Genomic DNA, 11,329 nt, shown 5'->3' on the forward strand with positions numbered 1-11,329 from the left:
AGCGGCCCTTCACTTGGCGTAGTTGTAGACGGTCGCCCGGGACACGCCGAGCAGGTCCGCGATGGTCTGCGCGGCATCGCGCGAGTCGAAGTAGCCGTCGCGCTGCAGTTGCCGTACGAGTTCCCTCTTGTCCTCCCGACTCAGCGACCGGGGAGTCGCGGCGCGCTCCGCGGCACGTGCCTCCACCTCTTGGCGCAGCTCGCGCGCGTTGCGGTCCCGCAGGGTCTCCAGGGGCTGTTCGCGGTGCTCGGTGTCCGTGCTCACGAGGTTCGACAATGCGAGCGTCACGGGCGACAGGATGGACACGTCGAGGTTCAGGCAGAGTGCCGCGATGTACTCGCCCTCGGCATTCTTGATGCCGATGGACGTGCTCTTCACCGGGCGGCCGTCGGGAAACCGGTTGGGGTAGTTCTGGATGACGCTGGGGTACTCCGGGTCGGCGATGCGGGCCAGGCCCAGCTCAGTGGCGGAGTCACCGACCTGGCGGCCCGAAAGGTTGTTCTCGATCGCCCGGATCGCATTCTCCGGATCCCGCAGGTCGTGCAGGACCACTTCGCACAGGCCCGGGAACATGCGGCCCAGCGCGACGGCGATCTTCTCGGCCTCACGGATGAGGTGCTCGTCCGCGTCGATCGAGGCAACGGCAGCGGCGCCCCTGCGCTCGTCCGCCTCCGCACTGGCTGCGAGGTGGTCCATGGCGCTCCTTTCAGCACGGGCTTCCATTTTGTTTCTATCCTTAGACAGAAAGTCTAGTACACCTTCCGGGTGCCGCCCACCTCACCTCGCCGCGGGACGCCCGGGCTGAGCAGGAACGTGAGTCGCTATTCACCTGCAAGCTTCGGGTGAGGCCTCGAAGAGAGACCCGACATCGTTGGCTCGGCGGGTCGGGGCGAACGGGCGACCGGTTCACGCTCCCGCCGGACGTGGCCCGGCTTCGTCCCACGGCCCGCCGGAGCTGTGTCACAGTCGCGTGACAGCGGCGCCATGGACGCGAGACAGCACCGAACCGGCAGCCAGGAGCGGCCGTGAAGGTGATCGTCAACGCGCGGCACCGAGCACCTGGCCCCGTACTTGTCGCCCTGAAGGGAAAACCGTAATGACCCGTCGTCTGCGCACCGCCCTTGCCGTCGCCGCCGCGCTCGGCGCCGGCCTGCTGATGACAGCGTGTGAGGGCGGTGACAAGTCGTCAGCGTCCACTGGCGCGTCGCCCGACGTGGCCGCCACCTCGGGCTTCTCGGCGGCATCCGGCCAGGCAAGCCCGACGGCGCCCAGCGGCGGCGAGGGTGGGCACAAGAGCGGCGGAAGGAGCGGTTCCGGCGCTTCGACGTCTTCCGACGGCGGGGCCGCGGGAAGCGGCTCATCGGACAAGTCCGGTATCAACGGCAACGACACGGCCGGAGACAAGAGCGGCTACGGACAGAGCTGGGTACCAACGACATCGCCTGGAGCGTGAGCTCCGAGTCCCAGGCCGGCGGCTACTGCCTGATCAAGGCCAAGCCCGGCATCACCTGCGTCATGCCCGCCGCGCTGCCGGTCGTGGCCCTCGGATCGGACGGAACGGCCGCAAAGCCCGCGGAGCAGTCCGTGGGTCAGGAGATCACGCTGGGCGCAGGCGTCACCGCCTACGCGGGGGTGAACCCGAAGACCACCAACCAGGATGGCGGCAAGGAGCTGAACAGCCTCATCGTCTCCGTCTCCGACGGCGACCCGGCGTACGTCGGCCCAGGCAGCGTTGGGTGTGATGTCTCAGGGTGGCGATTTCCCTGAAGTCGAGTTCGGCGAGGTAGCGCAGTCCTTCGCGCAGGGGCTTGCCTTCAGCCATGCCGACCGACACTTCGAGCGAATCTCAGCTGAAATCATCGGGATCCGCTGGCCAGGCGTCAGTCCTGATGGGCGAGGCCCACCCGCCAGGCCCAAGCGGCGATCTCCACTCGGTTGCGGGCGGCGAGCTTGCTCTGAATGTTGCCCAAGTGGGTCTTGACCGTCCCGTCCCTGATGCAGAGGGCTTGAGCTATCTCGACGTTGGTGAGTCCCTGGGCCACGAGCCTGACCACGTCCACCTCCCGCAGGGACAGGACCGTGTCCGGTGATCGCCGCGTACCGGGTGCCATCAACCGCCGCAGCAGACGGACCGTGATCGACGGACTGATGAGGGAGTCTCCCTCTGCCGCGGCTCGCACCGCCTCAGCCAGCAGCTGCGGGCCGGAGTCCTTGAGGAAGAAGCCGCAGGCGCCCGACTGCAGCGCCGTGGTGTTGGCCGTGGAGAGTCCGACGCGTAGGGGCAGTCCCTCCGTGTCGGACAGGACATGCGTCTTGGCACCGGGCCTACCCCGGTCCACGGGACTCGGACCTGCAAGTTCGCCCCTTCTCTTTTGCGCGGACATGGGCAGAGTCGAGGAGCGCCCGGGACAGGTCGACGAGGCCCTGTTCGTCCAGGAGTTGCAGAACCTTCTGGTGCAGCCGGCCCCAGACCCCCGCACGGGACCAGATGGCGAACCGGCGATGCACGGTCGACTTCGACGCCCCGAAGCACGGCGGCAACCTCGCCAGGCGCAGCGCTGACCAGTACGTAGATGATCGCGACGAAGACCGCCTCGTCATCGGTGTCGGCGACCCCGCCGCCCTGCGGCCGCACGCGAGCCGGCGGCAACAACGGCCTGGCGATCTCCCACAGACCCTCCGGAACAATCCAACCCCACCGTCCACTCTTCATGCCCGGCACAACCGCCAACTCACCATGCAGGACCCGGTCTGAGAACCGACGTCTTGGTCCGGAACGCCGGAGGGTCACAGCAGGCGACGAATCGCCCGCGCACGACGTGACGCAGCCGCCCTCCCGGACGCTGCCGAGTAGTGCCGCTGACACGGATCGGCCACCACACAGTCCCTAATCCGGTAGAACGCGCCTTCGTCCAGAGTTCACTTACTCGAAGGGACTGTGTCGTATGCACGTACGCCATACGCACTTCCGCCGAATAACCGCGCGTGCCCTCACGTTCGGGGCCCTGCTCGCCCTCACGGCGCCCGGGCTCGCGGTGGCGCAGTCACCAGTTGCAGGGGAGCAGTGCAAACCCTTCCCGCAGACGAAGGCAGGCTCGACGGACGACAGGACCGACGACGGGGCGCACTGCCTGGCAGTCGTGCTCCGGTTGTCCGAGGCGCCCGCCATCGGGTCGCAGGCCAGAATCGACATGGAGGTCCTCACCACGTCAGAGGACTCCGAGGTGCACCTCGACGTCGAACTGCCCGCCGGCTTGGTCTGGGTGGACGCACCCGCCGGCCTGCGCTCCTCGACGGCCGACTCGCCCGCGCCCGTGCACGGCGGGCGGGTGCACCGCGCCGACGGCAAGGGGCACACAGGCGCCGGGCGGCCGTGGCGGCTCAGTGGCACGGTGAAGGCGGTCGCCGCAGGACCGGCCGGAATCCGGGCGACGGCGTCGGCCGGAAACGACACAGATTCCGGCAGCGTCTTTCTCACCGTCGGCTCTCAGCGGTCGTCCTTCGGCATCGCGGTCAAGGAGGTCAACTCCGTGTCACCGGCGGCCGGTTCTGCGACGCGCGCCCACGCTCACCTCGCGCACCGTCCCGCCGAGCCGGTGCCGACCAAGGCATCCGAGGCGTCCGCCGCGGGCACGGCGTGCGCCGGCGGCTCGTGGAACTACGTTGACCACACCGGCGCTCTCCGGGTGTCCGGGAACACCCGTGTGACCGTGTACGACGACGATGCCAAAGGCTCGGACGACCTGCTCGTCACCGGCCTCACCGGCGCCGACGGCCGGTTCCATCTGTGCTTCGACAACACCGACGAGGAGGGCGGTGGACAAGACGTCTACGTCGAGTTCGGCACGGAGAACCAGAACTGGGTCATACGCCACGGCAAGTCGCGGCAGCCGTATCGTTTCGCTACCGCCGTCCGTCCCGACGTGCCGTCCGGCGGCACGGCCGACATCGGCGCTTTCCAGCCCGCCGACGCGGCATTGATGCGTGGCGTCGAGGCGTTCGACACGATGAACGCCGGGTGGAACTGGAAACCCGGAACGTCCTGCTGGGACGCCAGGGACACGAGCTGCCGGCGCGGGATCGTCAACTGGGCACCGGACTCCACCGACGGCACGTACTACTCGACCCGGGGCAACGCCGTCCACCTCGCCGCCGAGGATCCGGACGCGCCCGTCCTCGTCCTTCACGAGTTCGGGCACGCGCTGATGGACGATGTGTACGAGGACGACTTCCCCTACTCGCCGAACTGCAGCCCGCACTACATTCCCCGTACCAGCTCGGCGGGGTGCGCATGGACCGAGGGCTTCGCCACCTGGTACGGGGTCGTGGTGCTCGACGATCCCACGTTCCGCTGGCCGGGCGGCCGGACCCTGGACGTGGAAGGCCCGACCTGGGGCACCACTGGGTGGGACGACGGAGATGCCGTGGAGGGCCGGGTGCTCGGGTCGATGATCGACCTGGCGGACAGCACCAACGAGACGGGCGACACGTGCAGCGAGAACCCCGCCGGTCCGCTGTGGAACACCTTCCTCGACCATGTGTCCGGCACGTTCGCCCAGTTCTGGGCCCACCGCGCGGCGGATGGGTACGACGTGGGCGCGAACGCGCTGGGCTGCCTGTACCACAACACGATCGACTACCGCCGATAAGGGGGCACGCGGGCGCATCAACGCGGAACGAGGTGGTGCGCCCGCGCGCGCCGGTTGGTACCTTGCCGACCATGGCGACGGCGAAGGTCGGCGAGGCCCTGAGACGGCTGGGCATCGGTGACGAGGCGACCCGGGTCTATCTGGCGCTCCTGGAACTCGCGCCCGTCCGCCTGAGCCGGATCGGAACGGCCGCCGGACTGGACGACGCACAACTGGCCGCGGCCTACGGGGAATTGGTCGACGCAGGCCTGGCGAGCGCCCCGGTCAACGGCCGCGACGCGATCGCCCCGCTGCCGCCCGCGGCCGGCCTGCAGATCCTCAGCCGGCACCGCGCCGCCGAACTCGACGCGTCCTGCGTCACCGTGGCCGGCGCGTTCGACGCCTTCCGGCGGCAGCGGCTGACGGAATTCAAGGACGACCTGGTCGAGATCGTGAGGGGCGACGAGATCGGTCCGCGGCTGCGCCAAGCCTGGGACAGCGCCCGAGAGCAGATTCGCCAGTTCGACTCGCCCCCGTACTTCCCGATCCCGACCGCCACGGACGAGGCGCTCGCCACCCTCGCCCGTGGGGTGACGCAACGCGTGGTGTATTCGCGGGAGTCGCTGGAGTTCCCCGGCAACCTCACCCAGAGCATCGAGCCGTGCATCGCGGCCGGCGAACAAGCGAGGGTCGTTCCCTCGGTTCCGGTGAAGCTCATCATCATTGACGACGCATACGCCCTGGTGTCACTGTCGATCAAAGAGGTCGACGTGCACCACACCATGCTGGTCGTGCAGCCGTGCGGGCTCTTCGCCGCGCTGGTCGCCCTGTTCGAGCAGACCTGGCAGAGCGCGCTGCCGTTCCACGGCCCTCCTTATCGGCCCCATCGCCTGCTCCCGGCCGACCGCCGCCTGCTGTCGCTGCTCGCGAGCGGGGTGTCCGACGCCGACATCGCCAGGGAGATCGGCATCAGCCGGCGCACCCTCTTCCGCCGAGTAGAGGTCATGATGGCTCGGTTGGGCGCCGCGACCCGCTTCCAGATGGCACTGCAGGCCCAACGCCGAGGCTGGCTGTGAGCGTCGCAGGACCGCACGTCGCCCACCGCGGAGACGAAGAAGGCCAGGAAGATTTCCATCGCAGCCAGGACGCTGATCATCTGACGCACCTCGTAGGAGTGCGCCGGCAGCTGCGTTCCGAGCCGGTCACCGACTTGGGCTATGCGGTTCCAGTCGTCCTCGGTCGTACGGCGGCGGATGAGGCGCTCGCAGTGCCTGGTCGTGGGCGACGACCAGCCGTACATCGCGGCCCTCGTCACGGTGGACCCGGAGGCGCCGGCGTATGGGCAGAGCCTCAAGGGGAAGCAGCCTGCGGATGTGTCGGCGACGACCGACGACGAGGATCTACGGGCATAGATCCAACAAGCGGTCTCCCGGGCCAACGCCCGGGTCTCCAGGGCCGAATCGAATCGATCCGCGCGTTCCGCATCCTGCCGAACGAGTTCAGCGTGGACGACGGCCTGATGACGCCGACACTGAAGCTGAAGCGGCGGGCGATCACGGGGAGTACGCGGCAGACATCGACGCGCTGTACGCCCTGAAGAAGCCCCACGAGCCGCCGACCAGGTGGGACGGCTGAACCGTCCGATATTCGGGGTCCGATGAAGGAGATTCGTTCGGTCGGTCTATCTGGAAGAGGCGGCATTCAGGTTTATGCGTTCAACGTGACCCAGAAATCCTCAAGCGTCGGGGATATGGCCTGCGGGTTGATGACAGCTGACATGGTCATTTTTTCTCGGAGAGAAATACATCCAGCCCCTGGAGCCACTCACATCCCCGCAGGTCAGTCGGATACCACAAGGTGCCACCGTCAGCTCCCGGCACACAAGTATTGGGCAAGCAAGCCGTGGACCCGGGTTGACCCGAATACGCGGCACGGTAGGTCAATAGCGGAGGGACTCATTTCGTACTATCGCACGGGTACTTGCCACACCTACGGTCGCTTCGACTCCGCACATTGACGGGAGAACTGCAGCAATGTGCGTCCGCATCGACCATTGGGGGGTACCACTCGTGCGCAGTCTCAGACAGGCACTTCTACCGCTGGCCACTGCCGTCATGCTGGCATTGGTCGGGGCAGGCCCCGCCATGGCGGGCCCCGCCGCCCCTGCCGAGCCCGGATCCGCCGCCGTCCCGGCCGGCAACGCAACCACCGCCGCCACTCCGCGGCTCGCCGGCGGTGCGCCGGTCGACTCGACGGCCGCCGCCGCCGCGCTGGCCCGCTACTGGACGCCGGAGCGGATGAGCAAAGCCATCTCCCTCGACCGGATTGCCGGGTCGCCGCGCGCCGCCCAGAGCAACGCCGGCCCCACCGGGAAGCCGGGTTCGACACCACCTGCCGAGGGGCGGTCGGACACAATCCGGCCGCTGGTCACCGAATCCGCCGCGGTGGGCAAGGTGTTCTTCACCAACCCCAGCAACGGCCTCAACTACACCTGTTCGGCCGGGTCCCTCAACAGTCCCTCCAAACAGATGCTGCTCACCGCCGGGCACTGCGTGCACGGAGGCAGCGGCGGCACCTGGATGACGAACTGGACCTATGTGCCGCGCTACCGGTCCGGTGCCCGCCCCTTCGGCACCTACGCCGCCAAGCAGTTCCGCACCTTCAACAGCTGGATCAGCAGCAGTGACCTCGGCCGGGACGTGGCGATGGTGACCACCTGGCCGCTCAACGGCAACAAGGTCGTCAATGTCACCGGCGGTCACGGACTGAGCTGGAACTACTCGCGCACCCAGGCCGTGACCGTCATGGGCTACCCGAGCAACCGCGACGGCGGCCAGATCCAGTGGGCATGCCAGGGCATCACGCGAGCGGTGGGCGACGGCCGTATTGAACTCCAGTGTGACTTCGGCGGCGGATCGAGTGGCGGGCCGTGGCTGCGGGAGTTCAACGATGCCAACGGCCTGGGGTACGCCAACGGAACGATGAGCACCCTCGCCACGGGCGGCTGGAACCGCAGCTCGTACTTCGACGACGCCGTCAAGGCGATGTACGACGCCCAGGGCAGCGTCACCTGACAACCTGACAGCCCGGCAACCGGGCATCCTGGCGAGGAGCAGTCCAATGCGTCGCAGCAGCTTGAGCCGATGGGGCACCGCCGCCGCCCTGCTCACCGTGGTTGTGGGGGTGGCGGCATGGCGTACGGCCACGGCCGCGCCGCCCCCCGAGCCGCGGCCGGACTCGGGGACCACCAGCAGCGATGTGCGACAGAGCCCGGATGAGGTACGGGACTACTGGACGCCGGAACGGACGAAGGAGGCCCGGCCCGCCCCCATGCCGGAAGACGGCTGAGGACGGCAAGCGGGACTGGTCGGGCCAGGTCCATGACGGGCGCAGGCGGTGCGGGCAAGGCCCGCGCCCCTGCGCCCGTTCGGCCTGCGAGGGGTATGCGGCCGGCAGTCAGGCGGGCATGCGCAGCACCGCTACCCCGGTGATCCGGTCCGCCGACAGGTCGTCCAGGGCGGTGTCGGCGTCCTGGAAGTCGTACGGGGTCACCGTGGCCGGAGCCGGTGGCCGGCCGCCGCGGAACCCGCCGGCGCGGGCGACGCCGTCGACCGGGCGGCGGGTGGAGTGCAGAAGAGTTCCCGTCCGTCCTGGCGGGTGTGGGCGGTGACGCTGCGCACGCTGCGTTCGCGGAAGAGATGCCGTTCGTAGTCCAACGGCGGGATACCGGCGAGGTGGATGCCCGCGATGCTCTATAAGGCCGCGTCCTGCATGGCGAGTTGGCAACTCCTGGACGAACAGGCCCTCAGGGCTGTCCCGTAAATGATCTTCTGGGTGCTCGGGCATAGTGGGCCGCCGTGCAGGCCACTTGCCTATCCGGCGAGAGCAAGGTCGTGCATCCGCGCGATGCCGAGCATGGCGTGGTGGACGCCGTCCCCCTTGAGGCGGCAGTCGCGGAGGATCTTCCAGGTCTCCATACGGGCGAAGACGTGCTCAACCCGGGCCCGGACCTGCTTGTGGGACCGATTGTGTTCCTTTTTCCACTCCGGCAGTTCGGTCTGGCCGCGCTCGCGGCGGTGCGGGATGACGAGTCCGGTTCCCGGGTAGCCGCCGTCGGCGATCGTCGTGGTCTTGCCGACGGCGGCCTTGGCACCGGACTCAGCCCACGCCTTGCAGTCGTTTCGGTTCCCGGCCAGCGGCCGGCCGACCACGACGACCAGCCGGGTGTCGGCGTCGATGACGACCTGATGGTTGGTGGAGTACCGGTAGTTCTTCGACCGCTCCGCGATGGTGTGGTCACGCGTGGGGACCAGCGTGCGGTCCACGACGAGCACGGCGCCCTTCGCGAACCGCTTGCGGGGCCTGAGAGCGAGCATCGGCCCGAGGTGGTCGATGATGCGGTCCGCGGCCGACTTCGAGACCCCCAACAGCGGGGCGAGCTGTCGCATGGTCAGGTTGGTGCGCCAGTAGGCCACGACGAGCAGGGCCCGGTCTTCCAGCGGAAGGCTCCGCGGCCGGCCCTTGCGGACAGCGTCCGCACCCTGGCGACGCAGGACGACTTCTTGCCTGACGCTCTGGTGATGGGCGAGGAGCCGGCGTACGCCTTGAGGCCGCGGGCGTCGGCAAACCGTTGCCGGTCGTCTCCGATCTCGGCGAGCAGCCGGGCGCCGAGCTGGGTGCCGAGGCCGGGGAAGCTGAGGATGATCTCGGAGTCCGGGTGCTGGGGGAACGCTTCCTCCACTGCCTCGGCGAGCTGGTCGGCGGCGGTGCAGGCAGCCTCCAGCTGGACGAGGAGGGCCAGCATCTGCTTGCCGAGAGCGTCCTCGACCAGCGCGGGCTGGTGGGCCCAATCAGATCGGAAGACCTCGCGGAGGCGGTCAGCTTCCGCCTCGATTCCGCGCTGACGGCCAGCCCTCTTAAGGACGGCCTGGAGTTGGGTACGAGTGAGTCGGGCGGCGCGGGTGGGCGTCGGGGCTGCCCGGAGCAGTTCCCGGATCTCGGGCCGGCACAGACCGTTCTTCCAGGCATCGGCCGCCGCCAGGGCGGCGGGGTAGTACTCGCGCAGCAGGGAGCGGAGCTGGTTGGCGAGCTGCTGGCGGTTCCAGGTGGCGTCCTGCTGGGCTCGGAACAGGACGGCGACGGCTCGGGCAAGGTCGGAGTCGTTGGGCAGGGGCCGGTGGGCGTGCATGTCGGTGCGGAGGATGTTGGCGAGGACCAGGGCGTCGCCGGGGTCGGATTTCTTGCGGGAGACGGAGTGTCGGTCGCGGTAGCGGGCGGCGGCCATCGGGTTGATCGCGAACACTGGTCGGCTGCCCGTCCTCAGCACGGCGACGAGTAGCCCGCGGGAGGTCTCGATGGCGACCGGGATCGGGTTCTCACTGGTGTCGCCGTACTCGGCGAGCAGGTCGAGGAGGATCTTGTAGCCGGTGGCGTCGTCGGTGATGTGTCGCTTGGCGAGGAGCTGGCCGGTCTCGTCGACGAGGGCGATGTCGTGTGTCTTCTCTGTCCAGTCGATGCCGCAGTAGATCAAGGTTCCCTCCCGGTACTGCTGTGTGTTTGTGCTGGTCACGAGCTCGTGCGGAACCACGCAGCGACCTAATCCCAGGACTCGGCCAACCGGCCGGTCCGCCACCTCAGTAGCTGTTCGTGGCACCAGCTCATCCCACGGGCCTCGGTCTGCGTTGGAGCTCAAAGCGGCTCGGGCATGTCGAGAGGTCGCCGTGTGGCGGGCTCGCACCACGAACACCAACGAGTGATCAGGCAGGCGGTGTTGACGACGGTGGCAATCGCGAGGGAGCCGGGCACCGCCGCTCTGGATAGAGGAATCAAGTGCCCGGACGGCTCAAGGCGTCAGCCCGGCGCCCACGTGACCGCCACCGCGACCATCGTTCAGTGCTCGAACAGCCAGTTGGGGGACACCCCCCGCGGCTGTCGCTATCACCGGATTAGGACGGCTCCGACGCCGTGATCACACCAGCCATATCAAGATCGTTCCACGGGTGTGATCAACGGTTCGGCCCGCCTGTCAGCTGCCGCTCAGCGGAGACGTCCACGTGGGGTCGTGTCGGGATCTCCTTGTGAGGTGGGCCAGCAGGTGCTCCGCCGCGATGGAGGCGGTGTCTTGCGGCGCGCCGACTACGGCCAGGGCGGCGATGAGCCTTGCGGATGCTGTTTCCGGCATGTCCGGGTCGGTGAGGAGGGGAAGCAGTAGCAGGAAGCGGATGGCCGTGTCCTGGACGCCTTCGGCCGCCAGGGCTGGGTTGTCGGCGATCCGGATCAGTTCGCGCCATGTCAGCCCAGCGCCCGAGAAGTCGCCGTCCCAGCTGGCGATCTGCTCGACGTAGCTTCTGCCTGGATGGGTGAGGAGGTAGTCGGTGCCGTAGTCGCCGTCCAGGTTGCGGTAGATCACCACGGCTCCGGGGCCGTCTTCTGTCGGCACCCTGAACGCTGGCCAGCGTTCAGGATCGAAGAGGACCTCGGACAGGGCATCGGCATCGGCGCCGTCCTCACCGAACCACTCCGGAACCGGCCGCTCGGCACACCCCCCGTCGCTACACATCGACAGAAGGTAGTTTGAACCGTTCCGGGTTCGGTAGAGATCTCAGATGTTGGTTGTGACCTGGGCTTTCGTGGCGCTCAGGTAGTGGTTGGCTTCGTATTCGGCGGGCGGGACGTGCCCTATCTCACCGTGGAGTCGGGTG

Annotated in this window: 9 protein-coding genes and 3 pseudogenes; 7 read left to right on the forward strand and 5 right to left on the reverse strand. The window is 68.4% G+C overall.

Annotated elements, in window-relative coordinates; all coding sequences use genetic code 11:
• Positions 1-9: 9 nt before the first annotated feature.
• Positions 10-696: a transcriptional regulator gene (locus ACLB9X_RS32670; protein ID WP_410364054.1), complete on the reverse strand. Its 687-nt coding sequence runs from the start codon at positions 694-696 to the stop codon at positions 10-12.
• A gap of 400 nt (positions 697-1,096) precedes the next feature.
• Here ACLB9X_RS32670 and ACLB9X_RS32675 point away from each other — a divergent pair, with 400 nt between their 5' ends.
• Both ACLB9X_RS32675 and ACLB9X_RS32680 read left to right on the forward strand, forming a co-directional pair.
• Positions 1,097-1,453, forward strand: coding sequence for a hypothetical protein (locus tag ACLB9X_RS32675; protein ID WP_410364055.1), 357 nt, complete (start codon positions 1,097-1,099; stop codon positions 1,451-1,453).
• Complete coding sequence (locus ACLB9X_RS32680; protein WP_410364056.1) at positions 1,450-1,767, forward strand: hypothetical protein; 318 nt, start codon at positions 1,450-1,452, stop codon at positions 1,765-1,767. Before ACLB9X_RS32675 ends, ACLB9X_RS32680 begins: the two co-directional genes overlap by 4 nt.
• A gap of 113 nt (positions 1,768-1,880) precedes the next feature.
• Here ACLB9X_RS32680 and ACLB9X_RS32685 read toward each other — a convergent pair.
• Positions 1,881-2,713: pseudogene (locus tag ACLB9X_RS32685) on the reverse strand (IS5 family transposase).
• A 232-nt stretch (positions 2,714-2,945) separates the two neighbouring features.
• Between ACLB9X_RS32685 and ACLB9X_RS32690 the strand changes: the two are divergent.
• The 5 genes from ACLB9X_RS32690 (at position 2,946) to ACLB9X_RS32710 (ending at position 7,976) form a co-directional block, all read left to right on the forward strand.
• Positions 2,946-4,649 (forward strand): hypothetical protein, encoded by a 1,704-nt coding sequence (locus ACLB9X_RS32690; RefSeq protein WP_410364057.1) that lies wholly within the window; start codon positions 2,946-2,948, stop codon positions 4,647-4,649.
• Positions 4,650-4,720: 71 nt separating this feature from the next.
• Positions 4,721-5,704, forward strand: coding sequence for a helix-turn-helix transcriptional regulator (locus tag ACLB9X_RS32695; RefSeq protein WP_410364063.1), 984 nt, complete (start codon positions 4,721-4,723; stop codon positions 5,702-5,704).
• A gap of 141 nt (positions 5,705-5,845) precedes the next feature.
• On the forward strand, positions 5,846-6,040 hold the full coding sequence (locus ACLB9X_RS32700; protein WP_410364058.1) for a hypothetical protein: 195 nt from the start codon (positions 5,846-5,848) through the stop codon (positions 6,038-6,040).
• Positions 6,041-6,742: 702 nt separating this feature from the next.
• The gene (locus tag ACLB9X_RS32705) at positions 6,743-7,702 is read left to right on the forward strand and encodes a trypsin-like serine peptidase (RefSeq protein ID WP_410364059.1); all 960 of its coding nucleotides are present in this window, start codon (positions 6,743-6,745) and stop codon (positions 7,700-7,702) included.
• 46 nt (positions 7,703-7,748) lie between these two features.
• Positions 7,749-7,976 (forward strand): hypothetical protein, encoded by a 228-nt coding sequence (locus ACLB9X_RS32710; protein ID WP_410364060.1) that lies wholly within the window; start codon positions 7,749-7,751, stop codon positions 7,974-7,976.
• 524 nt (positions 7,977-8,500) lie between these two features.
• On the opposite strand, the pseudogene ACLB9X_RS32715 reads toward ACLB9X_RS32710, so the two are convergent.
• The 3 genes and pseudogenes from ACLB9X_RS32715 to ACLB9X_RS32725 all read right to left on the reverse strand — a co-directional run.
• Positions 8,501-9,184, reverse strand: a pseudogene (locus ACLB9X_RS32715) (transposase); the annotation flags it as partial.
• Positions 9,124-10,197 (reverse strand): annotated as a pseudogene (locus ACLB9X_RS32720) (IS110 family transposase); the annotation flags it as partial. The pseudogenes ACLB9X_RS32720 and ACLB9X_RS32715, both read right to left, overlap by 61 nt.
• Before the next feature lie 456 nt (positions 10,198-10,653).
• A complete protein-coding gene (locus tag ACLB9X_RS32725; protein WP_410364061.1) occupies positions 10,654-11,187 on the reverse strand; it encodes a hypothetical protein in 534 nt (177 codons plus the stop codon).
• Between the last annotated feature and the right edge of the window lie 142 nt (positions 11,188-11,329).

This window comes from Streptomyces sp. 5K101 (genome assembly GCF_046506645.1).
Lineage (GTDB): Bacteria > Actinomycetota > Actinomycetes > Streptomycetales > Streptomycetaceae > Streptomyces.